Here is a 25,936-nt window from a genome sequence, read left to right as displayed (position 1 = left end):
CCGCCCGCCCGGCCGGGACCCGGTCCGCCGGGTCGGCCGCGTTGTCAGAGGCGTGAGGGACCATCGGGGTGTGAGAGCCGCGCCGACCATCCTGCACCTGGACATGGACGCCTTCTACGCCGCCGTGGAGCAGGCGTCGAAGCCGAGCCTGCGCGGGAAGGCGGTCATCGTCGGGGGACTGGGGCCGCGCGGGGTCGTCGCCACCGCCTCGTACGAGGCCCGCCGGTTCGGGGTGCACTCGGCGATGCCCATGGGGCAGGCGAGGCGGCTCTGCCCGAACGGCGCCTGCCTGATTCCGCGCTTCAGCCTCTACCGCGAGGTCAGCGACGTGGTCATGGCCCTCCTGCGGGAGCTGTCACCGCTCGTGGAGCCCCTCAGCCTCGACGAGGCCTTCGTGGACCTGGAGGCGGGCGGTACGGCCTTCGACGGGCCCGGGGCCCGGGCTGCGGGCGAGCGGCTGCGGGCGGACATCAGGGCGGCCACGGGGCTCAGCGGGTCCGTGGGGCTGGCGGGGTCCAAGATGCTGGCCAAGGTGGCTTCCGAGGAGGCCAAGCCCGACGGGCTCCTGCTGATCGAGCCGGGCACCGAGCGCGAGCTGCTCGCCCCGATGTCGGTGCGGACCCTGCCGGGGGTGGGGCCGGCCACCGGGGAGCACCTGCGCCGGGCCGGGATCACCATGGTGGGGGAGCTGGCCGAGGCCGGTGAGGACGAGCTGGTCCGCATGCTGGGGCGCTCGCACGGGGTCGGGCTCTACCGGATGGCCCTGGGGCTGGACGACCGGCCGGTGGTCGCGGAGCGGGACGCGAAATCGGTGTCGGTCGAGGACACCTTCGACGTGGACCTGCACGACCGGGTCCGGATCCGCGGCGAGGTCCAGCGCCTCGCCGACCGGTGCGTACAGCGCTTGCGGGGGTCGGGGCACTCGGGGCGCACGATCGTGCTGAAGGTGCGGCGGTACGACTTCTCGACGCTGACGCGGTCCGAGACGCTGCGCGGGCCGACGGACGACGCGGGGGTGGTGCGGGAGGCCGCCGCGCGGCTGCTGGAGTCCGTGGACACCACGGGAGGGGTGCGTCTGCTGGGGGTGGGGGTCACCGGGCTGGCGGATTACACGCAGGAGGACCTGTTCGCGCAAGCACTGGCCGCCGAGCCGGCCGCGGAGGGCGGGCCGGCCGGAGAGGGCGGCACTGCCGGGGAGAGCGGGACGGCGGGGCCTGAGGCGGCCGCTGGGCCGGGTGGGGAGCCCGGAGGGGCTCCGGGGGCCCAGGAGGGCGCGGAGGCGCCCCCGCAGCCGGAGCCGGCCGCCGAGCGGCGCTGGGCGGCCGGGAGCGACGTACGGCACGCGGTGTACGGGCCCGGATGGGTGCAGGGCAGCGGGGTCGGGCGGGTGACCGTACGGTTCGAGCAGCCGGGATCGGCGCCCGGCCGGGTGCGGACCTTCCGGGTGGACGACCCGGAGCTGGAGCCGTCCGATCCGCTGCCGCTGGTGGGGGAGGGGTCCGCCGTGCCCGCGGACAGGTCCTAGCTTCCCGCGCCCTGCTCCCCGGCCAGGCGGCCGAAATCGCGGTCGGGGTCGGCGGCGGGCGGCTGGTGGAACTCGCTGGGGAGGGTCACGTCCAGGCCGTAGTGGTGGTAGAGCTGGAGTTCCTGTTCCGGGGAGAGGTGGCGGCCGACGCCGAAGTCCGGGGCGTCCTTGATGAGGGAGCGTTCGAAGGGCACCCGCAGGGTGTCGCCCACCAGCTCGCTCGGCTCCAGGGGGACGAACGCGTCCCGGCTGAACAGCCCGGTCCGGACGGCGGCCCACTCCGGGGTGCCCGTGGCATCGTCGAGGTAGACCTCGTCCACGGTGCCGATCTTGGTGCCATTGCGGTCGAACGCCTTGCGGCCGATCAGGCTGCGCGGATCGATGTCGGTCTGCACGGTCCCTCCAAATGGTCGCAACTGCTCCGTAATGACTACAGAAGTGCATATCGGGAGCGGAGGCCACTCGGGGAGGGTCCGGATCCTCGCTGGTAGGCTGGGTGATGGCTGTCGACCCTGTGCGGGAGAGTCCTCCGAGAGAACGTGACGGAGGCGCCGAAGGAGCAAATCCTCCCCGGAATCTCTCAGGCATACGTACCGCACGGACGAGGCCACTCTGGAAAGCAGGAGCGGGTACCGGGCACTCAGTGCAGGTTCCTCTCCTCACCGACGGTGAAAGCCGGATCTCTCGGGAGACCCCCGTGAGGCCCGGTGAAGCTCTCAGGTTGAGATGACAGAGGGGGAGGCCGTCCGGGTGCCCGCGCCGTGGTGCCCCTCGCAGGTCATACGACCAGGAGGCCTCCGTACATGACCGCCAACCGCATTCCGCTCTCCCAGCTGGAGCGAGGCATCCCCTTCGAGCAGCGCCACATCGGCCCGGATGCCGAGGCGCAGGCGAAGATGCTCGCCCAGGTGGGCTACGGCTCCCTGGACGAACTGACCGCCGCCGCGGTACCGGATGTGATCAAGACCGCCGAGGCGCTGAACCTGCCCGAGGCGCGGACCGAGGCCGAGGTGCTCGCCGAGCTGCGCTCGCTCGCCGACCGCAACCAGGTGCTGTCCTCCATGATCGGTCTCGGCTACTACGGGACCTTCACGCCGCCGGTGATCCTGCGCAACGTCATGGAGAACCCGGCCTGGTACACCGCGTACACGCCGTACCAGCCGGAGATCTCGCAGGGCCGCCTCGAGGCGCTGCTGAACTTCCAGACGGTCGTCGCCGACCTGACCGGCCTGCCGACCTCCGGCGCCTCCCTGCTCGACGAGGGCACCGCGGCCGCCGAGGCGATGTCGCTGGCCCGCCGCGTGGGCAAGGTCAAGGGCGGTGTCTTCCTGATCGACGCCGACGCGCTGCCGCAGACCGTCGCCGTGATCGAGACCCGCGCCGAGCCCACGGGCGTCGAGGTCGTCGTCGCGGACCTCTCGGACGGCATCCCGGCCGAGATCGCCGAGCGCGGTGTCTTCGGCGTGCTGCTCCAGTACCCGGGCGCCTCCGGCGCGGTCCGGGACATCAAGCCGGTCATCGACCAGGCGCACGAGCTCGGTGCGATCGTCACCGTCTCCGCGGACCTGCTCGCCCTGACCCTGCTGACCTCCCCGGGCGAGCTGGGCGCGGACATCGCGGTGGGCACCACCCAGCGCTTCGGCGTCCCGATGGGCTTCGGCGGCCCGCACGCCGGCTACATGGCCGTCCAGGCCAAGCACGCCCGCTCGCTGCCCGGCCGCCTCGTGGGCGTCTCCGTGGACGCGGACGGCAACAAGGCGTACCGCCTGGCCCTGCAGACGCGCGAGCAGCACATCCGCCGCGAGAAGGCCACCAGCAACATCTGCACCGCGCAGGTCCTGCTGGCCGTCATGGCCGCGATGTACGCCGTCTACCACGGCCCGGACGGCCTGCGGACGATCGCCCGCCGCACCCACCGCTACGCCTCCCTGCTCGCCGCGGGCCTGAAGGCCGGCGGGGTCGAGACCGTGCACGGCGCCTACTTCGACACGATCACGGCCCGTGTCCCGGGCCGCGCGGCCGAGGTCGTCGCCGCTGCCCGCGAGGGCGGGGTCAACCTGTACCAGGCCGACGCCGACCACGTCTCCGTCGCCTGCGACGAGACCACCCTGCGCGCGGACGTCGAGGCCGTCTGGGCGGCCTTCGGTGTCACCGCGGACATCGAGGCGCTCGACGGGACCACGGCCGACACCCTGCCCGAGGGTCTGCTGCGCTCGGACGACTACCTGACCCACCCGGTCTTCCACCAGCACCGCTCCGAGACCGCGATGCTGCGTTACCTGCGCAAGCTCTCGGACAAGGACTACGCGCTGGACCGCGGCATGATCCCGCTGGGCTCCTGCACCATGAAGCTCAACGCGACCACCGAGATGGAGCCGGTCACCTGGCCCGAGTTCGGCCAGCTGCACCCGTTCGCCCCGGTCGAGCAGGCCGAGGGGTACCTCACGCTCATCACCGAGCTGGAGGAACGTCTCTGCGAGGTCACCGGCTACGACAAGGTCTCCATCCAGCCCAACGCCGGCTCCCAGGGTGAGCTGGCCGGGCTGCTGGCCGTACGCGCCTACCACCGCGCGAACGGCGACGAGCAGCGCACCGTCTGCCTCATCCCGTCCTCCGCGCACGGCACCAACGCCGCCAGCGCCGTCATGGCGGGCATGAAGGTCGTCGTCGTCAAGACCGCCGACGACGGCGAGGTGGACGCGGACGACCTGCGCGCCAAGATCGAGCAGTACCGCGACGAACTCTCCGTGCTGATGATCACCTACCCGTCCACGCACGGTGTGTTCGAGGAGCACGTCGCCGACATCTGCGCCCAGGTGCACGAGGCCGGCGGCCAGGTCTACGTGGACGGCGCCAACCTCAACGCCCTGGTGGGTCTGGCCAAGCCGGGTCACTTCGGCGGCGACGTCTCGCACCTGAACCTGCACAAGACCTTCTGCATCCCGCACGGCGGCGGCGGTCCGGGCGTCGGCCCGGTCGGTGTCCGGGCGCACCTGGCCCCGTACCTGCCGAACCACCCGCTCCAGCCGACGGCCGGCCCCGAGACGGGCGTGGGTCCGATCTCGGCCGCTCCGTGGGGCTCGGCGGGCATCCTGCCGATCTCCTGGTCGTACGTGCGCCTCATGGGCGGCGAGGGCCTCAAGCGCGCCACCCAGGTGGCCGTGCTGGGCGCCAACTACATCGCCAAGCGCCTGGAGCCGCACTACCCGGTGCTCTACACCGGCCCGGGCAACCTGGTCGCGCACGAGTGCATCATCGACCTGCGCCCGCTGTCGAAGGCGACGGGCGTGAGCGTGGACGACATCGCCAAGCGTCTGATCGACTACGGCTTCCACGCGCCGACCATGTCCTTCCCGGTCGCCGGCACGCTGATGATCGAGCCGACGGAGTCCGAGGACCTCGCCGAGATCGACCGCTTCTGCGACGCGATGATCGCCATCCGCGGCGAGATCGAGCGGGTCGCGGCCGGCGAGTGGCCGGTGGACGACAACCCGCTGGCCAACTCCCCGCACACCGCGGCGGCGCTGGGCGGCGAGTGGAACCACCCGTACACCCGTGACGAGGCCGTCTTCCCGGGCGGGGTCACGGCTGCCGAGAAGTACTGGCCGCCGGTGCGCCGCATCGACGGCGCGTTCGGTGACCGGAACCTGGTGTGCTCCTGCCCGCCGCTGGACGAGTACGACAACTGATCGCTGTAGCTGCGTGAAAGGGCCGGCCCGGGAGTTCCTCTCCCGGGCCGGCCCCTTTTCCGTGCTGTCAGGCCGCCGCGAGCGGGCGGTGCGGGGCGATGATCTGGCCGTCCGGCAGCAGCTCACCGGTGTCCTCGAAGAGCAGGACGCCGTTGCACAGCAGGCTCCAGCCCTGTTCCGGGTGGTTGGCCACCGGGAGCGCGGCTTCCCGGTCGGCGGAGTCGGCTGACGGGCAGGCTGGCTGGTGCTGGCACATGGATGCGTTCTTTCGCTGCGATGTGGTCTGCGTGCTACGGCTCGATGCGTGGTTCATGGCCGTCCCCCTGGGTCATCCCCGCACCCGCGGGGAGCTTGTCATCAGTCTTCCCCCACGACAGCCGCTTCGCAGGTATTTCCCCGCAGCTGTCCTCATAGATTGATGACGCATCACTCGTGCGGGCGGTTCAGGCCAACTGCCCTGTCATTTCGGGTGGTTCACGAGTGGTCCCAGCGGACTAGGCCGAATGGGTCACTCGGATCAGGCGGCGGGCGCGGCCAGCGAAGGAGGGGCGGCGGCGGGGGTCAGTCTGTGGGTCAGCACGGGCAGCAGTTCGGACACCAGGTGCGGCCGGTGCGCTGCGATGCCGGGCGGGGCCGGTGCCAGCGGCACCAGCACGTCCTCGTCGGCCGGCAGCCCGGCCGAGGCGTCGGCGCCCACCGCCCCGTGCAGCCACAGGGTCAGCATGTACAGCTCCGGTACGGACAGCAGCCGCGGCTGGTAGCTCTTGCCGAGCGACTCCGCCTGGTGCAGGGCGCGTTCCGTCGCCGCGACGTAGGGGCCCTCGAAGAAATGGGAGAAGGTCCAGCCGTCCGGAGTCAGCCGGGTGTCGGCCGCGGCGACGTAGCGGTCACCACTGCGGATCAGGAACCGCCATCCTGTGAGCCGGGTGCGGGGCGGCCTGCCGCCCGCCGCGAGGCTCGACAGTTGCAGCCGGTCCAGCACGTGGACCGGCAGCGGGAGTTCGGCGGTCATCGGACCCTGCAGCGCGCGCAGGGCCGGAGTGTGCGCCTCGTGGACGGCGGTGGGGGATCCGAGTGCCGCGAGGACGCTGCGCAAGGCGGGTGCGGGAGCCGGGGGGACATGCAGCGGCATGGTGGGTCGCCTCTCACTTGGGAGACCGGTGGAACGGGGGCAGGTGCGGACGGCGCTGTCGCATTCTGGGGCCAGAGGGGGGCTGAGGGGCAATGGCCGCGCGCCAACTCTCTGCCTCGTTTGCGGAGTTTATACGACATGTGTTCACGCAGTGTTTCGGCTAGCTGTCCCGGCTATTGCCGACAAGGCGCTTACCGGTCCCGCTGTCACGGGATTCATGCCGTACGGGCGCGAACATGTCGCGCTGACCTGGGAGGCTACCGGACGGGGGCTCGGCTGGAAAGCGTCGGTTATCGAAAACCGGCAAAGTCGCCGCGGAATTTGCGCGGAGCGAGTTGCCAGGTGAATGTGCCGAAGCGCCGTTCGGCCAAACCGGCGCGCGCTCCTCGCCACTCGCGCCCCCACGGCGTTATGGATCACTCTGCCGGGGCATCATCGACCGTACACGCGCGCCTGGGTGCACCGGGCCGGGCGCACTCGAGGAGGGACGCTTCGATGGGGGAGAAGGTCGTGGCAGGCGGGTTCGACCTGTCCGATCGGCAGCGGTATCGAAGGAAGCTTCACGAGTGCCTGGAGGGGCTGGAGCGGCTTCTGGCGGAGAAGAGGTTCGATCGCCCCAAGAACATGATGGGGCTGGAGATAGAGCTGAATCTCGCGGGTGCCGACGGGTTGCCGAGAATGGTGAATGCGCAGGTGTTGGAAAGGATTGCGAGCACCGATTTCCAGACCGAACTCGGAATGTTCAACCTGGAGGTGAACGTCCTTCCGCACCGACTCGGCGGCCGGGTATTCGACCAGCTCGCCGAGGAACTCAGTGCGGGTCTGGCATATGCGCACCGGCAGGCATCGGAGATCGACGCCGGGGTGGTGATGATCGGAATTCTGCCGACGATCTCCCGCGACGACCTGGTCACCGCGAACCTTTCTGCGGTGGACCGCTACTCGCTGCTGAACGAGCAGATCCTGATGATGCGGGGTGAGGACTTCGCGCTCGACATCGACGGCGTCGAACGGCTCGTGTGGACCTCCGGGTCGATCGTGCCGGAGGCCGCCTGCACCTCCGTACAACTGCACCTCCAGGTGACCCCCGCCCGCTTCTGCGACGTGTGGAACGCGGCGCAGGCGGTGACCGCCGTGCAGATAGCCGTCGGCGCCAACTCGCCGTTCCTGTTCGGGCGCGAGCTGTGGCGGGAGTCGCGGCCGCCGCTGTTCACGCAGGCCACCGACACCCGGCCGCCGGAGCTCCAGGCGCAGGGGGTACGGCCGCGCACCTGGTTCGGGGAGCGCTGGGTGGACTCGGCGTACGAGCTCTTCGCGGAGAACGTGCGCTACTTCCCGGCCCTGCTGCCGATCTGCGACGAGGAGGAGCCGCTGCGGGTGCTCGCGGAGGGCGGGGTGCCGAGCCTGCAGGAATTGGTCCTGCACAACGGCACGGTCTACCGGTGGAACCGGCCCGTGTACGGGGTCGCCGACGGGGTGCCGCACCTGCGCGTGGAGAACCGGGTGCTGCCCGCGGGGCCGACGGTCGCCGATGTCGTCGCCAACGCCGCCTTCTACTACGGGCTCGTCCGCACCCTCGCCGACGAACCCCGCCCGGTGTGGACCCGGCTGCCCTTCGCGGAGGCGGAGGCCAACTTCGACGCGGCCTGTCGGTACGGGATCGACGCGCGGCTGCGCTGGCCCCGGCGCGGCCGGGCCGGGGGGCTGGTGAGCGTGCCCGCCGTACGGCTGGTCCAGGACGAGCTGTTGCCGATGGCCGCGGCCGGGCTGGACGCGTGGGGCATCGACCCCGCCGACCGGGACCACTACCTCGGCATCATCGAAGAGCGCTGCCGGCGCCGGGTGAACGGGGCGACCTGGCAGGTGGACACCTACCACCGGGCGCTGGCGGCAGGTCTGGAACGGGACGAGGCGCTGGCCGCGGTCACCCGCCGGTACAGCGAGCTGATGCACAAGGGTGACCCCGTGCACACCTGGCCCGTCGGGCTCGCGGAGGAGGAGGTGAGCACCACGGCGGCCGTCGGGCGCTGAGCCCACTGCCGCCCGGAGCCGTCCGCTACTCGTCCGGCGCCGTCCGGTGATCCTGCCGCGACCACCCCCTCGCTCCGCCGAGGAGGCAGTATGGGGTGGTCGTCAACGGGATGCCGCGGTGGCATGGAGGGACAGGAGCGGGGCGTGCGGGCGGAGCCGGAGCCGGTGGTCGTAGGGCTGGATGAGGGCGGACCGGGTACCGGACGGGCGGTCCTGCGCACCGAGACGCTGCTCGTGCTGGCGCTGTCACTGGGCGCGAGCGGCGTGTCCGCGCTCATCAGCTTCATCGGCTCGCTCACCAAGCCGGGCGGGCTCAAGGACCAGGCCGCCACGCTCAACGGCTCGTACGCCCCCGGCCGGCCCTGGCTGGACCTGGCCTGGCAGCTGTTCGGCATCGCGAGCGCGCTGGTACCCGTCCTGCTCGTGGCGCACCTGCTGACCCGGGAGGGCGCGCCGGGGCTGCGGGTGCTGGGCTTCGACCGCAGCCGTCCCTGGGGCGACCTGGGGCGCGGCGCCCTGGTCGCGGCCGGGATCGGGAGCGCCGGGCTGGCCTTCTACCTGGCGGCGCGGGCCACCGGGTTCAACCTCACGGTGGTGCCGGAGGCGCTGCCCGACGTGTGGTGGAAGTTCCCCGTACTGATCCTCTCCGCGGTGCAGAACTCCGTGGTGGAGGAGGTCATCGTGCTGGCCTACCTGCTGCGCCGGCTCGATCAGCTGGGCTGGTCCCCGACGGCCGCGCTGCTGGCCAGCTCGGTGCTGCGCGGCTCCTACCACCTCTACCAGGGCATCGGCGGGTTCATCGGCAACATGGTGATGGGCGTCGTCTTCGTACTGGCCTACCGCCGCTGGGGCCGGGTGGGGCCGCTGGTCGTCGCGCACGCACTGCTCGACATCGTGGCCTTCGGCGGGTACGCGCTGCTCGCGGGCAAGGTGGGCTGGCTGCCCACGCCGTGACGGGCCGGGCGGGCCGGCGGAGGACCTGTCGCCCTGCCCGCCGCGCCCCGCCCCGTCCCGGCCCGCGGCGGTGGGACCGGCCGTCACGCGGAGGTGAGGAGCTCCCCGTCGAGGACGGTGACCGCGTGTCCGCTCAGCAGCGTGCGGTCGCCCGCCAGCGTGACCCGGACCAGACCCCTGCGGGCTCCGCCCTGGAGGCCGGTCAGCTCGGTGCGGCCCAGGCGCCCGGCCCAGAAGGGGGCGAGCGCGGTGTGCGCGCTGCCCGTCACCGGGTCCTCGTCGATCCCGAAGGCCGGGAAGAAGCCCCGCGAGACGAAGTCGTACCCGCGGGAGGGGTCCTCGGCGGCCGCGGTGACGATCACCCCGCGCTTGGCGAAGGTGCGCAGGGCGGCGTGGTCCGGCGCCAGTTCGTGCACGGTCTTCTCGTCGGCGAGCTCGATCAGCAGGTCGCCGATGTGAGCGGCGGTGTCGTGCACGGACAGGATCGGGACGCCGCCGAGCGCGTGGTCCACCGCGCCCGGCGCGTCGGCCGGCGTCAGGGAGGACGTCGGGAAGTCCATGGTGATCGTGCCGTCCTCGGCGGTCTCGGCCGTGAGGACGCCGCAGCGCGCGGTGAACCGGATCAGGCCCGTGGCCAGGCCGCTCGTGGCGAGGACGTGCGCGGTGGCGAGCGTGGCGTGGCCGCACATGTCGACCTCTGCGGCCGGGGTGAACCAGCGCAGTGCCCAGTCGGCGTCCCCGCCGGGCGGCAAGGGGTGGGCGAAGGCGGTCTCGGAGAGGTTCATCTCGGACGCGACCTGCTGGAGCCAGGCGTCCGGCGGGAACTCGGAGTCGAGGAGCAGGACCGCGGCGGGGTTCCCGTGGAAGGGCCGGTCGGTGAAGGCGTCGACGATTCGGATGCGCATGTCCCCGACGGTAGGGCGCTTCCGTGAACGCTGACAAAGGCCAATCCGGGGTGATTGGCATCCTCTTTCCCGGGGAACCCCGGACGGTCTCGCCGGGTCGGCCCGTCAGCGCAGGTCGAGTCGCATCAGGACGCGGGGATGACCGGCCAGCACCGAGGTGGTGTCGGCGGCGTGGGTGAACCCGGCGCGTTCGAAGTTCTTCCGGATCCCGGCGTAGGCCATCGTCAGGTCGACCTTGGCGCCGCCGTCGGCGCCGTTGTCGATGGGATAGGCCTCGATCGCGGGCGCGCCGCAGCTGCGGGCGTACTCGACCGCGCCGGCGATGAGGGCGTGCGAGATCCCCTTCTTCCGGTGGCCGGGGCGTACCCGGATGCACCACAGCGACCAGACCGGCAGGTCGTCGACGTGCGGGATCTTCCGGTTGCGTGCGAAAGAGGTGTCCGAGCGCGGTGCCACGGCTGCCCAGCCGACCGGTTCGTCGCCGTCGTAGGCGAGCACGCCCAGGGGCGGTCCCGTACGGCACAGCTCGGCGACGTAGTCACCGCGGGCCGTGCCGCGCAGCTCCTTGTTGAGCTTGGAGGGGATCCGGTAGCTCAGGCACCAGCAGACGCTGGCGTCGGGCGACTTCGGCCCGACCAGGGTGCGGAGGTCCTCGAAGACCGAGGCCGGGCGGACTTCGATGGTCATGGCACCACGATGCCATGTCCGGGCGGTTCGCTGAAGTAGTTTCCGATATATCGTTGACGCATCGCGATGGGTCAACGATAGTTGAGATATCGGACAGTCATCGGACGGCCGATGACGAGATCGCGAAAAGATGAAAGGAGCGCAGTCATGCGTTCACGCGGACAGCACGGACAGGACCACGGACACGAGCGGGGCCGGGGCCACGGCCACTGCGGGCCCGATCGTCGGGAGGAGTTCGCAGGGCTGCGCGCCGCCTTCGGCCCGTTCGGACCGCCCTTCGGCGGCGGACCCTTCGGCGGGCGCGGCGGCCGCGGCGGACCGCGGGGCCGGGCGCGCCGCGGCGACGTGCGCGCCTCGATCCTGGCGCTGCTCGTCGACCGGCCGATGCACGGTTACGAGATGATCCAGGAGATCGTCGAGCGCAGCGGCGGGGCCTGGAAGCCCAGCCCGGGCTCGGTCTACCCGACCCTGCAGCTGCTCGAGGACGAGGGTCTGATCAGCAGCGAGAGCGAGGGCGGCAAGAAGCTGTTCACGCTCACCGACGCCGGCCGGACCGAGGCCGAGTCGGGCCCGGCGGCCCCCTGGGCCGAGGCGGGGCGCGGCTTCGACTTCGAGGCGATGAGCGAGATCCGGACGGCCGGATTCGGCCTGATGGAGGCCTTCGGCCAGGTCTGGAAGACCGGTTCGGCCGAACAGCGGGACAAGGCCGTCGCCGTCATCAACGACGCCCGCAAGAAGCTCTACCTGATCCTCGCCGACGAGCACTGAGCGGCGGCCGGCCGCCGAGAGCGGCGGCCGCGGAAGGCAGGGCGGCGCGCCCCGTGGGATCTCCTCGCGGGGCGCGTCGCCGTGCGTGCGTCGGTGCGCACGTACCTACGGGTCGGGGGAGGTCAGGCGACCAGGCCGGCCAGCTTGCGCAGCGATTCGTTCAGCGCGGCGGTGGCGGAGTCCTTGAGCTTGCCGGCCATCAGGGAGACGGCGGCTCCCGTGAACTCCCCGTCGATGCGGACGGTGGTGGCCCCGCCCTCGGGGGTCAGGGTGTACCGGGTGAGGACGGCCACGCCCATCGGGCCCTTGCCGGTGATCGCGAAGAGGCGCTCGGCCTCCAGCTCCGAGACCGTCCAGACGACCTCGGCGGGGAACCCCATCATCTTCATGTTCTCCGCGAAGGTGGCCCCGACCGCGAAGGTCTCCGGGCCGCCCTTGGGGAAATTCGTGTGGGTCATGCTCCACTGGCCGTAAGCGTCCCAGTCCGTGAGCTGGGCCCAGAGCTTCGCGGCGGACGCCTCGATGCGTGATTCCGCGGTGACTTCGGCCATGCGACCACCCCTTCTCGTCGGGTACGTGCGGCGGAACGTAGCCCTGGCGGCCGGAACATTCAATACTGACGACCTGTCAGATATTGCCGGTTCCGGAACGGTGCGGCGTCGAGTCCGTCTCAACAGGCGTCTGGTGCATGACGGTGCTGACCGGCCCTGTCATGATGGCCCGATGCAAGCGTCAGGGAGAAACGCCGGACTGGGCCTCGCCCTCGTCTCGGCGTGCGCGTTCGGTGGTTCCGGAGTGGCGGCGAAGCCGCTGATCGAGGCGGGTCTGGACCCCCTCCACATGGTCTGGCTGCGGGTGGCCGGGGCAGCGCTCGTGCTGTCCCCGCTGGCCTGGCGCCACCGCGACCTGGTGCTCCGCAAACCCGCGCTGCTGGCCGGCTTCGGACTCGTCGCCGTCGCGGGCGTGCAGGCCTTCTACTTCGCCTCCCTGTCGCGGATCCCGGTCGGAGTGGCCCTGCTGCTGGAGTACCTGGGACCGGCGCTCCTCCTCGGCTGGATCCGCTTCGTGCAGCGCAAGCCGGTGACCCGGGCGGCCGCCGCCGGCGCCGCGGTGGCCGTCCTGGGCCTGGCCTGCGTCGTCCAGATCTGGGCCGGGCTGAGCCTGGACCCCCTCGGGGTGCTGCTCGGCCTCGCCGCGGCCTGCTGCCAGGCCTTCTACTTCGTCTTCGCCGACCAGGGCGCCGACGGGGACGGGGCGCCCGACCCGATCGGGGTGATCGCCTACGGCATGCTCGTCGGCACCCTGGTGATGACGGTGATCGCCCGGCCCTGGGAGATGGACTGGGGCGTACTGGCCGGACAGGCGGCCGTCGGCGACACGACGATGCCCGCGGCGGCGCTGCTCGCCTGGGTGGTGCTCATCGCGACCGTCTTCGCCTACCTGACCGGCGTGGTCTCGGTGCGCAAGCTCTCCCCGCAGGTCGCCGGGGTGGTGGCCTGCCTGGAGGCGGTCGTCGCCACCGTGCTGGCCTGGGTCCTGCTCGGCGAGCACCTCGCGACCTGGCAGATCGTGGGCGGGGCGCTGGTGCTCGGCGGAGCCTTCATCGCGCAGTCCTCCCGGGCCACCCCGCCGGGCGCGGCCGACCCGGCCGTGCTCGACCCGAAAGGCGGGAAGGACCGGGAGCCCACCGGGGCCCGCTGAAGCCGCCGCTGCGGGCCGCGCCCCCGCGCCTGGCGTGAGCGGCCCGGCACCCCGTAGGGTGGCGATCATGCCGACGACCGTGCTTCCGCCTCCCGCCGCCTAGCGCGGGCGGCGCCTCCACGACGTAGAACCCGGCCCGGGGCCGTTCCCGGGTGGGTGCGCGCTGCCCGCGAAGAGATGACCTGCTCCTCTCCTTCACGCATGCGCGGAGACCACACGTGTCGAACCATTCGCCCGCTGCCGGGCGCAGTCTGCTGTACCTCGTCGTCGCCGGAGCCGCCTGGGGCACCGCCGGGGCGGCCGCCTCCCTCCTCTTCCTGGCCAGTGACCTCGGCCCGCTCGCCCTGTCCTTCTGGCGGTGCGCGGGCGGGCTCGTCGTGCTGCTCGCGGTGCTCGCCGTACGCCGCCGCCCCGCGGCCGGGCGGACGCGGCCGTCGGCAGGCTCCCTGATCGGAACGGGGCTGCTGTTCACCCTCTTCCAGGCCGCCTACTTCGGCGCGGTGCGCGAGACCGGCCTCGCGGTCGGCACCGTGGTCACCCTCGGCGCCGGGCCGGTGCTGATCGCCGTCGGGGCCCGGTACTGGATGGGCGAACGCCTCGGCCGGGGCGGGGCCGTCGCAGTCGTGGGGGCGCTGGCCGGGCTGGCCGTACTGGTGCTGGGCAGCGGAGCCGGGGAGGTGCGGCCGCTCGGCGTCGGCTGGGCCCTGCTGTCGGCCGCGGGGTACGCGGCGATGACCCTGCGGGCCCGGTGGCTGGGGCAGCGCGGGGCGGGCGGGGACGCGCTGGTCACCACCGCCTGGTCGGTCGCGGTGGGCGCGGTGTGCCTGCTGCCGCTCGCCGTGCTGGAGGGGATGGCTCCGCACGCCGCCGAACCGGGGCGGGTGTTCTGGCTGCTGGTGTACGTGGCCGTGGTTCCGACGGCCCTGGCGTACGCGCTCTACTTCACGGGGGCCGCCGCGGTGCGGGCCGCGACCGTCTCCGTGATCATGCTGATCGAGCCGGTGAGCGCGGCCGCGATCGCGGTCCTGCTCCTCGGGGAGCGGCTGACCGGCGCCGTGGTGCTGGGCACCGTACTGCTGCTGACGGCGGTGGGGGCCCTGATCGCAGCGGAATCCCGCCGGCCGGCGGGCGGGCCTGCCGGGGGTCCGGCGTCGCGGCCCGCCGCCGTGCGGCAGAGTCCTCAGAGCGCGGCGAGGTAGCCCGGGGCGGCGATGCCGGGGGCCAGGTCCGCGGCGGGCACGGGGGTCCCGTACGCCGGGGCGACCGGGACCACACCCGACCAGTAGGGCAGGTCCAGGTCCTCGGCGTCGTCGTTAGGGCCGCCGGTACGGAGCTTCGCGGACACCTCGTTCAGGTCCAGGCGGATCACGGCGGTGGCCGCGAGCTCCTTGGCGCTGGCGGGCCGGGAGTCGGCGGACCGGCCCGGCACCACCTGGTCGACGAGGGCGTCCAGGGCCATGCGGCGCTCCGCCTCGTCGGTGACCTGGTAGGCCGTGCCCTGGACGACGACCGAGCGGTAGTTGAGGGAGTGGTGGAAGGCCGACCGGGCCAGCACCAGGCCGTCCACGTGGGTCACGGTCACGCAGACGGGCAGCCCCGGGTCGGCCTTGCCCGCGGCGAGGAGCGGGCGCGATCCGGTGGAGCCGTGGATGTACAGGGCCTCGCCGACCCGGCCGAAGAGCGTGGGCAGGACCACCGGGGCGCCGTCCCGGACGAAGCCGAGGTGGCAGACGTACGCCTGGTCGAGTATCGAGTGCACCGTCTCGCGGTCGTAGCGGGCCCGGTCGCGGGAGCGGGTGGGGACGGTGCGGCCGGTGGGTTCGTAGGCGCTGGTCGACTCGGTGACGGGCGTGGCAGCCATGATGACTCCGTTGTACTAGTGCATACTTATCTTTGTGCTAGAAGATTATCGGATCCTTGGACGCCGCGCATCGGATATCGCGGCCAGTGTCGAAGCGGGCGTGGGCTCGGGCGCGCTCGCCCCCGGAACGCTGCTGCCGCCGATGCGGGAACTGGCCGGTGTGCTGGGGGTGAACCCGAACACCGTGGCCGCCGCGTACCGGACCCTGCGCGAGCGCGGTGTCATCGAGACCGACGGGCGCCGCGGCAGCCGGGTGCGGCCCCGCCCGTCGAGTGCGCCGCGGGACGCACCGCCGATGACCGTGCCGGCGGGCGTACGCGACATCTCGGCGGGCAATCCCGACGTGGCGCTGCTCCCCGCGCTCGACGGGGCGCTGGCGGCCGCCGCCCGGCGCTACGCGCAGGCGCCGACCCTCTACGGGGAGGCCCCGGTCGTCCCGGACCTGGCGCGCCTGGCCCGCGCCGGCTTCGAAGCGGACGGGGTGCCGGCCGGGCCGGTCGCGGTCACCTCGGGGGCTCTGGACGGGATCGAACGGGTGCTGTCCGCGCACCTGCGGCCTGGGGACGCGGTCGCGGTCGAGGACCCGGGGTGGGGCAGCGTGCTGGACCTGGTCCCGGCGCTCGGGCTGCGGATCCTGCCGGTCGCCGTGGACGACGACGGTCCGGTGGCCGGGGCCGTGGAGCGCGCGCTGGCGGAGGGGGCGCGGGCGTTGGTCGTGACCGCCCGGGCACAGAACCCGACCGGGGCGGCGGTCGGTGAGGCGCGGGCGCGCGAGCTGCGGGAGGTGCTCGCCGGGTACCCCGAGGTGCTGCTGGTCGAGGACGACCACGGGCACAGCTTCGTCGACCTGCCGTTGTGGACGCTGACCGGCGTGACCCGGAAGTGGGCGCTGATCCGGTCCACGGCGAAGGCGTACGGGCCGGACCTGCGGCTGGCGGTGCTGACGGGCGACGAGGTGACGCTGGACCGGGTGCGGGGGCGGCAGCGGCTGGGCCCGGGGTGGGTGAGCCGGCTGCTCCAGTACGCGGTGGTGGAGCTGTGGACCTCGGGGGCGGTGGACCGGGCCGCGGTGGCGCGCGCGTACGGGGTGCGGCGCGACGGGCTCGTCGGGGCCCTGCGGGAGAGGGGGGTGCCGGCGCACGGGCGGAGCGGGATGAACGTGTGGGTGCCCGTCGCCGACGAGACGGGGGTGGTGACCCGGCTGCTGGCCGAGGGCTGGGCGGTGGCCGCGGGGGCCCGCTTCCGCGTGGAGACGGGGCCGGCCGTGCGGCTGACGGTGTCACAGGTGGCGGCGGAGGAGGTGCCGGGCCTGGCGGCCGCGGTGGCGGCGGCGGTCCGCCCGGGAACGTCGGGGGTCCGCTACGACTGACCGGGGCCGGGCGGGGCCGGACGGGGTCGGTGGGTTTGTTGGGCCCGGCGGGGCCGGACCGGGCCGGACGTCGCCGACGGGGTTGCTGGGGCCGGCCGGGGCTTCGGGTGCCGGGTCCCGGCGCCCGAAGCCCCGCCCGGCGTCAGGCGAGTTCTGCCAGGCCCGCCAGGGCGACGACGGAACCGCCCAGGGCCATCGCCGTGCCGGGGAACCGGTACAGGCCGGCCGAGAGCCGCCGCTGCGGCGGGCCGAGCTCGCCGCGGGCCTGCATGCGCATCTCCGTGTTGCGGTTGCCCCAGCGGGCCAGTGAGGCGGCCGCGCCCCGCACGTCCAGTGCGAGCCACCCGCCGGGTACGGCGCCGGCCGGTCCCAGCGTCAGCAGGAAGATGCCGATGTACATGTGCTGCCCCCCAAGGAGATGATCGCCAGGAAGGCAGCAGGCGTCAGGCGGGGCTGCGCCGGCCGGTGCGGGTCTGGGTGAGGGCGGCGCCCGCCAGGATGACCGCCGCGCCGACCGGGGTGTTCCAGTGCAGCTGTTCGCCGAGGACCAGGACGCCCGCCGCGGTGGCGATGACGGGGATGAAGTAGGTGACCATCTGGGCGGTGGTCGGGCCGATCTCCGTCACCAGGCCGTACTGCATCTGCAGGGCCATGCCCGTGCCGAGGGCGCCCAGCGCGACGACCGACAGCGTGGGCCAGAGCGGGAAGGAGGCCGGGGCCGAGGTGAACAGGGCGCTGACGAGGCCGAGCTGGAGCGTGGAGACCAGGAGCTGGGCTCCGGTCAGCGCCACCGGGGAGCCGGGCGCGGCCGCCAGCGTGCGGCGGACGTAGATCCAGCCGATGGGGTAGCAGAGCGCGGCCAGCAGGGCGAGCGCCGTGCCCTTGGCGTCGACTCCGGAGAAGCCCTGCCAGGCACCGAGGACGACCAGTACGCCGAGGAATCCCAGGCCCAGTCCCGCGAACCGGCGGCGCGTCGGGCGGTCCTCCGACAGGGCGACCATAGACAGGGCCATGCCCCACAGCGGGGAGGTGGCGTTGCAGATGCCGGCCAGGCTGGACGGGATGCTCAGCTCCGCGTAGGCGAAGAGGGAGAAGGGCAGGGAGTTCAGCAGGACCGCCGCCACAGCGAGGTGGCCCCAGGTGCGCAGGCCCCGGGGAAGCGGCTCGCGGCGCACCAGCAGCACGCCGAGCAGGGCGAGCGCCCCGAACAGGACCCGGCCCAGAGCCACCTGGAAGGGCGCGTACGCCTCCGTACCCACCTTGATCAGCAGGAAGCTGAAGCCCCAGATCACCGAGAGGATCGCGAAACGGACGCGCCAGTCCAGGCAGCGGACCCGGCGGCCCTCGCGGACCCGGCGGACGGACGGCCGGGCCGTCGCGGGGGAGGCGGGGCGGGAAGGTGCGGCGCTGGTCGGGAGGGTCGGGAGGGTCGGCCGGGGCGGGCTGGGTGCGCTCATGCCACTTACTGTGCTCGCCGCAACTTCGTAGGACAAGCGAGACTTCGTGGGAGTGACGGCGTAGCATCGCTTACATGTTGAACCTGGATCGGCTGCGCACCCTCGACGCCCTCGCCCGCCACGGCTCGGTCAGCGGCGCGGCCGACGGGCTCCACGTCACCACCTCCGCCGTCTCCCAGCAGATGGCCAAGCTGGAGCGCGAGGTCGGCCAGCCGCTCGTCGCCAAGAACGGGCGCGGGATCCGACTCACGGACGCGGGCCGCCTGCTCGCCGATCACGCGGCCCGGATCATCTCCCAGGTGGAGCTCGCCCAGGCCGATGTCGAGGCGCAGCGGGGGTGCGCCGTCGGCGAGCTGCGGATCGGCGCCTTCCCGACCGCCATGCGCGGACTGCTGCCCCGGACCCTGTCCGCCCTGCGCACCGACCATCCCGAGCTGCGGGTTCTCGCACGGGAACAGGAGCCGGCGGTGAGCATGGCCGCCGTCGTGCGCGGGGACCTCGACCTGGCCCTGGCGATCGACTGGTACAACAAGCGGATGCCGGTGCCGGCCGAGCTCACCCGTACGCCCCTGCTGGACGACTCCGTCGACATCGCGGTCCCGGCCGGCCACCGGCTGGCCGATCGCACCGAGGTCTCGCTCGCCGAATTCGCGGACGACGACTGGATCTCCTGGAACGAGGGCCAGTTCTGTCACGAGTGGCTGGTCTACACCCTGCGCGGTACGGGGACCGAGCCGCGGATCACCCACATCGCCGAGGAGCACCACACCCAGCTGGCCTTCGTGGAGGCCGGGCTCGGGGTGTGCGTGACGCCGAGGCTGGGGCGCGGGCCGGTGCCGGAGGGGGTCCGGCTGCTGCCGGTCTGCGACTCCGTGCGCCGTCACGTGTACGCCGTCTGGCGGGCGGACGCCGACCGGCGGCCGTCCGTCCGGGCGGCCGTCGAGGCTCTGCGGCGGGCGGCCTCGACCCCGTAGGCGGTGTCTTGCCGGTCAGAGCTTGCGGAAGTCCCACGAGACGATCGACTCCGGGGTGAGGCGGATCCAGGCGTGCCGGCCGTCGTGCGGCATCTCCTCGATGCCGAAGTTCTTGACGGGGAAGATCCGTTCGGCCTCCGCCAGCTCCGGGCAGGGCTCGCCGGTGCGCGGAGCCTCGCCCACGAAGACGGCGGTGCCGGACAGTTCCACGCCGCGCAGTTCGTCGTAGGAGTCGCCCGCGTCCACGACCACCGAGAGCCGCGGGTCCTTGCGCAGGTCGGACCAGCGCCGGCTGCGCGTGATCGAGTACAGCCACAGCGAGGCGCCGTCCCAGGCGAACCACAAGGCGCCCACGTGCGGCCGCCCGTCCGGTGAGACGGTCGCCACCCGGCAGGTCCTCTGCTCGCGCAGGAAGGCGTCCACCTCGGCCTCGGTCATCATGATCCGGCGGCCGCGCCGCTGTCCCTGGTCCGTCCGGCCGTTCGGGGCAGTCCGGTCCGCCGTCCGGTCTGCCGTCTGATCTGCCGTCCGGTCCGTCCGGTCCACGTGTGTCTCGTCCATGGGTCCTGCACCCCTTCACATCTGACTGTGTGTCAGGAATCATGAGGGCTCTTCCGTCGCCACGCCAGGGGGAGCCATGCCGGACCTCGATCCCGCGACCACCGCCCTGCTCACCGTCGAGTGCCAGAACGGTGTCGTCGGCGAGGAGAGCGCGCTCCCGGAACTCGCCAAGGAGGCCCGGGACTCCGGGATGCTCGGCCGGATCGCCGCGCTGGCCGACGCCGCGCGCGGGGCGGGCGTACAGGTGCTTCACGCGGTCGCCGAGCGGCGGCCGGACGGGCTCGGGGCCAACACCAACGCACGGCTGTTCCGCGCCGCGGGCAGGCTGCCCGTACGGCAGCTGACCGGGAGCCCGGCGGTGGAGGTCGCGGCCCCCATCGAGGTCGCCGGGCGGGACCTGGTCGTCCGCAGGCTGCACGGGCTCTCCCCGATGGCCGGCACCGATCTGGACGCCCTGCTGCGCAATCTCGGCATCCGCACCCTCGTCGTCACGGGCGTCTCCTCCAACATCGCGATCCCGAACACCGTCTTCGACGCCGTGAACCTCGGCTACCAGGTCGTCGTCCCGGCCGACGCCATCGCCGGAGTGCCCGCCTCCTGCACCGCCGAGGTGATCCGCAACTCCCTGGCCCTCGTCGCCACCATCACGACCGCCGAGGTCCTGATCGGGCAGTGGGCTCCAGCGCGCTGACGGCGCGAACCGCCCCGCGGGCTTCCCGTCTGCGGGACACGGGTCGGCGCGCGCGGCCGACTTGACGGTTAGCCTGGGCGGATGCTGTCCGAAGTGATCGCGACCCGCTACGTCACGCCCCTGCGTGAGGGCGGCTCGCTCCCGGGAATCGTCGAGGCCGACGACCTCGGTACCTACGTCATGAAATTCACCGGAGCCGGCCAGGGCCGCAAGACCCTGGTCGCCGAAGTCATCTGCGGCCGCCTGGCCCAGCGGCTGGGCCTGCGGGTCCCGCGGCTGGTGCAGATGCAGCTCGACCCCGTCATCGGGCTCGGCGAGCCCGACGAGGAGGTCCAAGAGCTGCTCAAGGCCAGCGGCGGGCTCAACCTCGGCATGGACTACCTGCCCGGCTCGATCGGCTTCGACCCGCTCGCGTACCAGGTGGACCCGGTCGAGGCGGGGCGCGTGGTCTGGTTCGACGCCCTGATCAACAACGTCGACCGGTCCTGGCGCAACCCGAACATGCTGGTCTGGCACGGGGACGTCTGGCTCATCGACCACGGCGCCACCATGATCTGGCACCACAACTGGCCCACCGCCCAGGCCGCGTCCGCCAAGCCCTACAACGCCTCCGACCACGTACTGGCCCCCGTGGGACCGGACATCGAAGCCGCGGCCGCCGCGCTCGCGCCGCTGGTCACCGAGGAACTGCTCACCGAGGTGGCGGCCGACGTCCCCGACGAGTGGCTGGTCGACGAGCCCGGCTTCGACTCCACCGACGCGCTGCGCCGCGCCTATGTGGAGGCGCTGCTGCCGCGTGCGGCCACGATCCACGAGAGGATCTCGATGGAGGCCGAGGTGAAGCCGCGGTCCGGACCGCCCGGCTGGCTCGCCGAACGCCTCGCCCCCCAGCCCCACCTGAAGAAGAGCGACAGCGAGTGATCAAGCGGGACGTGTTCGAGTACGCGCTGGTGCGCGTGGTGCCCCGGATGGAACGCGGCGAGTGTTTCAACGCGGGCGTGATCGTCTACTGCCGCGCGCACTCCTACGTCGCCGCGCGCACCCACCTCGACGAGGCCAAGCTCCTCGCCCTGGACCCCGGGGCCGACGTGGCCGGGGTGCGGGCCGCCCTGCGCGGGGTCGAGGGCGTGTGCGCGGGCGGCGAGTCCGCCGGGCAGGCGGAGGGTGACGACGCCGGCCGCCGCTTCCGGTGGCTGATCGCGCCGCGCAGCACGGTGGTCCAGCCGGGCCCGGTCCACACCGGCCTGACGGCCGACCCGGCCGCGGAGGTGGAGCGGCTGCTGGATCTCCTGGTCCGCTGAGCGGGGTCCCGCCGGTGGTCGGGTGCGGCGCAGGCGCGGGGGCCCTGCCCCCGCGCCTGCGCGCCTCGAACGCCGGCGCGGCTGGATCCGCCTCCCGTTGACACGGAGTGTCAGGACTCCTAGCGTCTCCTCAGCTGAAGCTACTAAGCGGTTGCTCACCTCTGGGCGGCCGTCTCTCAAGGGCGAGGAGATCCAGCATGTCCACCACCGAGCAGCGCGTCGCGATCGTGACCGGGGCGGCCCGGGGCATCGGCGCGGCCACCGCCGCGCGCCTGGCCGCCGAGGGCCGCGCGGTCGCCGTACTCGACCTGGACGAGGCGGCCTGCAAGGACACCGTGGAGGCGATCACGGCAGCCGGCGGCAAGGCCCTGGCGGTCGGCTGCGACGTCTCCGACGGCGCGCAGGTGGAAGCGGCCGTCGCGCGCGTCGCGGGCGAGCTCGGCGCTCCGACCATCCTGGTCAACAACGCGGGCGTGCTCCGCGACAACCTGCTGTTCAAGATGAGCGAGACCGACTGGGACACGGTCATGAACGTGCACCTGCGCGGCGCCTTCCTGATGTCGAAGGCCTGTCAGAAGTACATGGTGGAGGCCAAGTTCGGCCGCATCGTGAACCTCTCCAGCAGCTCGGCGCTCGGCAACCGCGGCCAGGCCAACTACTCCGCCGCCAAGGCCGGGCTGCAGGGCTTCACCAAGACCCTGGCCGTCGAGCTCGGCAAGTTCGGCGTCACCGCCAACGCCGTCGCCCCCGGCTTCATCGTCACCGAGATGACCGCCCAGACCGCCGCCCGCGTCGGCATGGGCTTCGAGGACTTCCAGGCGGCCGCCGCCACCCAGATCCCCGTACAGCGCGTGGGCCGGCCGGACGACATCGCCAACGCCATCGCCTTCTTCACGGGCGAGGCCGCCGGCTTCGTCTCCGGCCAGGTCATGTACGTGGCCGGCGGCCCGCTCAACTGACGAGCTCAAGAAAGGCAGGGCGTACGGCATGACGTACAACGGCATCGACAGCGGCAAGGTCGCGCTGATCACCGGGGCGAGCCGGGGCATCGGCTACGGGATCGCCGAGGCGCTGGTCGCCCGCGGCGACCGGCTCTGCATCACCGGGCGCAACGAGGAGGCCCTCAAGGAGGCCGTCGAGCGGCTCGGCGCCGATCGGGTCATCGGGGTGGCCGGGAAGGCGCACGACGAGGCCCACCAGGCCGTCGCCGTGGAGCGCACGATGGAGGCCTTCGGCCGCGTCGACTTCCTGGTGAACAACGCGGGCACCAATCCGGTCTTCGGCCCGATCGCGGACCTGGACCTCGGGGTCGCGCGTAAGGTCTTCGAGACGAATGTGATCTCGGCGCTCGGTTTCGCCCAGCGGACCTGGCACGCCTGGCAGAAGGAGAACGGCGGTGCGATCGTGAACATCGCCTCGATCGCCGGGGTCTCCGCCTCGCCCTTCATCGGCGCGTACGGGATCAGCAAGGCCGCCATGGTCAACCTGACCCTCCAGCTCGCCCACGAGATGGCTCCCGGGGTCCGGGTCAACGCGATCGCCCCCGCCGTGGTCAAGACGAAGTTCGCGCAGGCGCTCTACGAGGGCCGGGAGCAGGAGGCCGCGGCCGCCTATCCGCTCGGCCGGCTCGGGGTTCCGGAGGACATCGGAGGGGCCGCGGCATTTCTCACCTCCGCGCAAGCGGAATGGATCACTGGGCAAACTCTCGTCGTCGACGGGGGAATGTTCCTCAATGCCGGAGTGCACTGACCGATAATCGGACGCATTTGCCTCCAAAAGGGAGGCAAATGCGTACCGAATATGCACGGAACCGGTCAAGTGCCCCACGAAACCAACGCATTGGATTCGGGGGGCACTGCGGTAGGGTCTGCCGCACCCCTGGCTGATCGAGGAGCGTGCACGTGTTCAACCGGACCAGATGCCTGCAGATCACTGCGGCCCTTGCGTCCATATCCCTGCTCGCCGGATGCGGCCTGGTGTCGGACGACGGCGACGGCGAGGCCAAGCGCATCGTCGTGGGCACGACGAGCGCACCGAGCACCCTCGATCCGGCGGCGGCATGGGACGGTTCCTGGGAGCTGTACCGGAACGTCTACCAGACCCTGCTGGCCTTCCCCACGGGCTCCACCAAGCCCCAGCCGGACGCCGCCCAGAGCTGCGAGTTCACGGACGCCGCGAACGCCGCGTACCGGTGCACCCTGCGCAAGGGCCTGAAGTTCTCCAACGGGGAGCCGCTCGACTCCAAGGCCGTGAAGCACTCCCTGGACCGGATCCGGACCATCGGCTCCAAGGTCGGCCCCAAGGACCTCTTCGGCAGCCTGGACAAGATCGAGGCACCGGACGCGCTGACGGTCGTGTTCCACCTGAAGACCCCCGACGCCACCTTCCCGTACGTCCTCGGCTCGCCCGCCGCCTCGCTGGTGGCGCCCAAGGACTACCCCGCGGACAAGGTGCGCGAGGACGGCAAGGTGACCGGTTCCGGCCCTTACGTCCTCGACTCGTACAAGGAAGGCGCCGAGTCGGTCCTCAGCGGGAACGGCAACTACACCGGCTTCGCCAACCGCCGTAACGACGCGGTCACCATCCGCTACTTCACCGACTCCACGAAGATGGTCTCGGCGCTCAAGGCCAAGGACATCGACGCCACCTACCGAGGCCTGTCCGCCCCGGAGATCAGGGACCTCCAGAGCCCCGAGTCGCACTCGAAGGGCGTCCAGGTCGTCGAGAACGTCGGCGCCGAGATCCGCTACCTGGTCTTCAACCCGAAGGACCCGGCGGTCAACAAGCTCGCGGTCCGCCAGGCGATCGCCCAGATCGTCGACCGGGGGGCGCTCGTCTCCAAGGTCTACCAGGGCACCGCCGAGCCGCTGTACTCGATGGTCCCCAAGGGGGTCGTCGGCCACAAGACGCCGTACTACGACCAGTACGGGCACGCGGACGTCGAGAAGGCCAGGAAGCTCCTCAAGGACGCCGGGATCAACCAGCCGGTGGAGCTGACCTTCTGGTACACCACCGACCGGTACGGCTCCTCCACCGCCGACGAGTTCACCGAGCTCAAGCGGCAGCTGGACGAGAGCAAGCTGTTCAAGATCACCCTGCGCAGCCAGCCCTGGAAGGCCTTCCAGGAGGGCTACAAGAACGGCGAGTACCCGATCTTCGGCCGCGGCTGGTTCCCCGACTTCCCGGACCCGGACAACTTCATCGCGCCGTTCGTCGGCAAGGAGAACGCGGTCGGCACCCCGTACGAGCCCGCCAACATCCTGAACGAACTGCTGCCCAAGTCCCGCCGCGAGAGCGACCGGTCGGCCGGTGTCCGGGAGTTCGAACAGGCCCAGCAGACCTTCGCCCAGGACGTCCGGCTGCTGCCGCTGTGGCAGGGCAAGCTCTACGTCGCCGCGCGCGAGGACATCGCGGGCGCCGAGCGGGCGCTGGACCCGCAGACCGCCATGCAGATGTGGGAGCTGTACCGCAAGACCAGCTGGTAGCCGCTCCGGGTCCGGCGGCACAGGCGGCCGGAACGATTGTCAGTGGCCCCCGGTAGGTTCATAGCAGTTGCACGAACTTGTACCGGAGGTTGTCGCCGTGACCCAGATGCTGCCCGAGTCCTGGCTCCCCGTCCTCGGCGGGGAGCTGGACCAGCCCTACTTCAGGGAACTCACCGAGTTCGTCGAGAAGGAGAGGGCGAACGGGCCGGTCTACCCGCCCCGCGAGGAGGTCTTCGCGGCCCTGGAGGCCACACCCTTCGACCAGGTCAAGGTGCTGGTCCTCGGCCAGGACCCGTACCACGGCGCCGGCCAGGGCCACGGCCTGTGCTTCTCCGTGCGCCCCGGGGTCAAGACCCCGCCCTCGCTGCGCAACATCTACAAGGAGATGAAGGAGGAGCTCGGCCTGCCGGTCCCGGACAACGGGTACCTGATGCCGTGGGCCCGCCAGGGCGTCCTCCTGCTGAACGCGGTCCTCACCGTCCGCGAGGCCGAGCCCAACTCGCACAAGGGCAAGGGCTGGGAGAGGTTCACCGACGCCGTGATCCGCGCCGTGTCCGAGCGCCCCGACCCGGCCGTCTTCGTGCTGTGGGGCGCCTACGCCCAGAAGAAGCTCCCGCTGATCGACGAGGAGCGGCACGTGGTCGTCAAGGGGGCCCACCCCTCCCCGCTGTCGGCCAAGAAGTTCTTCGGGTCCCGGCCCTTCACCCAGATCGACGCGGCCGTCGCCGCCCAGGGTCATGAGCCGATCGACTGGCGGATCCCGGACCTCGGCTGACGTCCCACCGCGCCTCGGCGCCATTGCCGGCGCCTCCGGCTAACTTCTTGATGATCGGACCGGAGCAGGT

The 25,936-nt window shown here is 72.1% G+C and carries 26 protein-coding genes and 1 riboswitch; of the genes, 16 read left to right on the top strand and 10 right to left on the bottom strand.

The window, feature by feature from the left end; all coding sequences use genetic code 11:
* The first annotated feature begins 70 nt into the window (after window positions 1-70).
* Window positions 71-1,525 carry a DNA polymerase IV gene (locus AB0D94_RS21810; RefSeq protein ID WP_362054396.1) on the top strand — a complete coding sequence of 485 codons (1,455 nt, stop codon included), beginning with the start codon at window positions 71-73 and terminating at the stop codon, window positions 1,523-1,525.
* Here AB0D94_RS21810 and AB0D94_RS21805 read toward each other — a convergent pair.
* Entirely contained in the window at window positions 1,522-1,920 is a 399-nt protein-coding gene (locus AB0D94_RS21805) for a PRC-barrel domain-containing protein (RefSeq protein ID WP_362054394.1), read from the bottom strand. The two genes, AB0D94_RS21810 and AB0D94_RS21805, sit on opposite strands and share 4 nt — an antisense overlap.
* Before the next feature lie 112 nt (window positions 1,921-2,032).
* A riboswitch (glycine riboswitch) is annotated at window positions 2,033-2,131 on the top strand.
* Window positions 2,132-2,328: 197 nt separating this feature from the next.
* Here AB0D94_RS21805 and gcvP point away from each other — a divergent pair.
* The gene (gcvP, locus tag AB0D94_RS21800; RefSeq protein WP_362054391.1) at window positions 2,329-5,214 is read left to right on the top strand and encodes an aminomethyl-transferring glycine dehydrogenase; all 2,886 of its coding nucleotides are present in this window, start codon (window positions 2,329-2,331) and stop codon (window positions 5,212-5,214) included.
* 67 nt (window positions 5,215-5,281) lie between these two features.
* On the opposite strand, the gene AB0D94_RS21795 is transcribed toward gcvP, so the two are convergent.
* Together AB0D94_RS21795 and AB0D94_RS21790 are read right to left on the bottom strand one after the other, a co-directional pair.
* Window positions 5,282-5,470, bottom strand: coding sequence for a DUF5999 family protein (locus tag AB0D94_RS21795; RefSeq protein WP_031147109.1), 189 nt, complete (start codon window positions 5,468-5,470; stop codon window positions 5,282-5,284).
* 261 nt (window positions 5,471-5,731) lie between these two features.
* Entirely contained in the window at window positions 5,732-6,346 is a 615-nt protein-coding gene (locus tag AB0D94_RS21790) for a hypothetical protein (RefSeq protein WP_362054387.1), read from the bottom strand.
* Between the two features lie 495 nt (window positions 6,347-6,841).
* Between AB0D94_RS21790 and AB0D94_RS21785 the strand changes: the two genes are divergently transcribed.
* Window positions 6,842-8,377 carry a glutamate-cysteine ligase family protein gene (locus AB0D94_RS21785; protein ID WP_362054384.1) on the top strand — a complete coding sequence of 512 codons (1,536 nt, stop codon included), beginning with the start codon at window positions 6,842-6,844 and terminating at the stop codon, window positions 8,375-8,377.
* A 123-nt stretch (window positions 8,378-8,500) separates the two neighbouring features.
* The gene (locus AB0D94_RS21780; protein WP_362054381.1) at window positions 8,501-9,331 is read left to right on the top strand and encodes a type II CAAX endopeptidase family protein; all 831 of its coding nucleotides are present in this window, start codon (window positions 8,501-8,503) and stop codon (window positions 9,329-9,331) included.
* 83 nt (window positions 9,332-9,414) lie between these two features.
* Here the strand turns inward: AB0D94_RS21780 and AB0D94_RS21775 are convergent, their stop codons facing one another.
* Both AB0D94_RS21775 and AB0D94_RS21770 read right to left on the bottom strand, forming a co-directional pair.
* Window positions 9,415-10,236, bottom strand: coding sequence for a PhzF family phenazine biosynthesis isomerase (locus tag AB0D94_RS21775; protein ID WP_362054378.1), 822 nt, complete (start codon window positions 10,234-10,236; stop codon window positions 9,415-9,417).
* Between the two features lie 105 nt (window positions 10,237-10,341).
* A complete protein-coding gene (locus tag AB0D94_RS21770; RefSeq protein WP_362054375.1) occupies window positions 10,342-10,923 on the bottom strand; it encodes a GNAT family N-acetyltransferase in 582 nt (193 codons plus the stop codon).
* A gap of 147 nt (window positions 10,924-11,070) precedes the next feature.
* On the opposite strand from AB0D94_RS21770, the gene AB0D94_RS21765 reads away from it, so the two are divergent.
* Window positions 11,071-11,691, top strand: coding sequence for a PadR family transcriptional regulator (locus AB0D94_RS21765; protein ID WP_362054372.1), 621 nt, complete (start codon window positions 11,071-11,073; stop codon window positions 11,689-11,691).
* A 122-nt stretch (window positions 11,692-11,813) separates the two neighbouring features.
* Here AB0D94_RS21765 and AB0D94_RS21760 read toward each other — a convergent pair whose 3' ends face one another.
* Complete coding sequence (locus AB0D94_RS21760; RefSeq protein WP_362054369.1) at window positions 11,814-12,242, bottom strand: SRPBCC family protein; 429 nt, start codon at window positions 12,240-12,242, stop codon at window positions 11,814-11,816.
* Window positions 12,243-12,414: 172 nt separating this feature from the next.
* Here AB0D94_RS21760 and AB0D94_RS21755 point away from each other — a divergent pair, with 172 nt between their 5' ends.
* Together AB0D94_RS21755 and AB0D94_RS21750 are read left to right on the top strand one after the other, a co-directional pair.
* Window positions 12,415-13,392, top strand: coding sequence for an EamA family transporter (locus AB0D94_RS21755; protein ID WP_362054366.1), 978 nt, complete (start codon window positions 12,415-12,417; stop codon window positions 13,390-13,392).
* A gap of 218 nt (window positions 13,393-13,610) precedes the next feature.
* Window positions 13,611-14,591 carry an EamA family transporter gene (locus AB0D94_RS21750; protein WP_362054364.1) on the top strand — a complete coding sequence of 327 codons (981 nt, stop codon included), beginning with the start codon at window positions 13,611-13,613 and terminating at the stop codon, window positions 14,589-14,591.
* Here the strand turns inward: AB0D94_RS21750 and AB0D94_RS21745 are convergent.
* On the bottom strand, window positions 14,573-15,253 hold the full coding sequence (locus AB0D94_RS21745; protein WP_362054361.1) for a pyridoxamine 5'-phosphate oxidase family protein: 681 nt from the start codon (window positions 15,251-15,253) through the stop codon (window positions 14,573-14,575). The two genes, AB0D94_RS21750 and AB0D94_RS21745, sit on opposite strands and share 19 nt — an antisense overlap.
* Window positions 15,254-15,287: 34 nt before the next feature.
* Here AB0D94_RS21745 and AB0D94_RS21740 point away from each other — a divergent pair, with 34 nt between their 5' ends.
* Entirely contained in the window at window positions 15,288-16,622 is a 1,335-nt protein-coding gene (locus tag AB0D94_RS21740; RefSeq protein ID WP_362054358.1) for an aminotransferase class I/II-fold pyridoxal phosphate-dependent enzyme, read from the top strand.
* Between the two features lie 142 nt (window positions 16,623-16,764).
* Here the strand turns inward: AB0D94_RS21740 and AB0D94_RS21735 are convergent, their stop codons facing one another.
* Together AB0D94_RS21735 and AB0D94_RS21730 are read right to left on the bottom strand one after the other, a co-directional pair.
* Window positions 16,765-17,022 (bottom strand): hypothetical protein, encoded by a 258-nt coding sequence (locus AB0D94_RS21735; RefSeq protein WP_362054355.1) that lies wholly within the window; start codon window positions 17,020-17,022, stop codon window positions 16,765-16,767.
* Window positions 17,023-17,065: 43 nt separating this feature from the next.
* A complete protein-coding gene (locus tag AB0D94_RS21730) occupies window positions 17,066-18,079 on the bottom strand; it encodes a DMT family transporter (protein WP_362054352.1) in 1,014 nt (337 codons plus the stop codon).
* Between the two features lie 74 nt (window positions 18,080-18,153).
* Between AB0D94_RS21730 and AB0D94_RS21725 the strand changes: the two genes are divergently transcribed.
* The gene (locus AB0D94_RS21725) at window positions 18,154-19,053 is read left to right on the top strand and encodes a LysR substrate-binding domain-containing protein (protein ID WP_362054349.1); all 900 of its coding nucleotides are present in this window, start codon (window positions 18,154-18,156) and stop codon (window positions 19,051-19,053) included.
* Window positions 19,054-19,068: 15 nt separating this feature from the next.
* Here AB0D94_RS21725 and AB0D94_RS21720 read toward each other — a convergent pair whose 3' ends face one another.
* Window positions 19,069-19,494 (bottom strand): pyridoxamine 5'-phosphate oxidase family protein, encoded by a 426-nt coding sequence (locus AB0D94_RS21720; RefSeq protein WP_362054444.1) that lies wholly within the window; start codon window positions 19,492-19,494, stop codon window positions 19,069-19,071.
* Between the two features lie 196 nt (window positions 19,495-19,690).
* On the opposite strand from AB0D94_RS21720, the gene AB0D94_RS21715 reads away from it, so the two are divergent.
* The 7 genes from AB0D94_RS21715 (at window position 19,691) to ung (ending at window position 25,866) form a co-directional block, all read left to right on the top strand.
* Window positions 19,691-20,305, top strand: a complete 615-nt coding sequence (locus tag AB0D94_RS21715; protein WP_362054346.1) for a cysteine hydrolase — start codon at window positions 19,691-19,693, stop codon at window positions 20,303-20,305.
* A gap of 81 nt (window positions 20,306-20,386) precedes the next feature.
* On the top strand, window positions 20,387-21,226 hold the full coding sequence (locus tag AB0D94_RS21710) for a HipA family kinase (protein ID WP_362054343.1): 840 nt from the start codon (window positions 20,387-20,389) through the stop codon (window positions 21,224-21,226).
* The gene (locus tag AB0D94_RS21705; protein ID WP_362054340.1) at window positions 21,223-21,606 is read left to right on the top strand and encodes a DUF3037 domain-containing protein; all 384 of its coding nucleotides are present in this window, start codon (window positions 21,223-21,225) and stop codon (window positions 21,604-21,606) included. The genes AB0D94_RS21710 and AB0D94_RS21705 overlap by 4 nt, the downstream gene beginning before the upstream one ends.
* A 197-nt stretch (window positions 21,607-21,803) precedes the next feature.
* Window positions 21,804-22,565, top strand: a complete 762-nt coding sequence (gene fabG / locus AB0D94_RS21700; protein WP_362054337.1) for a 3-oxoacyl-ACP reductase FabG — start codon at window positions 21,804-21,806, stop codon at window positions 22,563-22,565.
* Between the two features lie 28 nt (window positions 22,566-22,593).
* A complete protein-coding gene (locus AB0D94_RS21695) occupies window positions 22,594-23,355 on the top strand; it encodes an SDR family oxidoreductase (protein WP_362054334.1) in 762 nt (253 codons plus the stop codon).
* A gap of 152 nt (window positions 23,356-23,507) precedes the next feature.
* Window positions 23,508-25,091 (top strand): ABC transporter substrate-binding protein, encoded by a 1,584-nt coding sequence (locus AB0D94_RS21690; protein WP_362054332.1) that lies wholly within the window; start codon window positions 23,508-23,510, stop codon window positions 25,089-25,091.
* Between the two features lie 106 nt (window positions 25,092-25,197).
* Window positions 25,198-25,866, top strand: coding sequence for a uracil-DNA glycosylase (ung, locus tag AB0D94_RS21685; protein WP_362054441.1), 669 nt, complete (start codon window positions 25,198-25,200; stop codon window positions 25,864-25,866).
* The last annotated feature ends 70 nt before the right edge of the window (window positions 25,867-25,936 follow it).

The sequence above is a fragment of the Streptomyces sp. NPDC048255 genome (assembly GCF_040652415.1).
GTDB lineage: Bacteria > Actinomycetota > Actinomycetes > Streptomycetales > Streptomycetaceae > Streptomyces.
The sequence above is the reverse complement of the archived record's forward strand: the minus strand, read 5'-3'. Positions and strand labels throughout refer to the sequence as shown.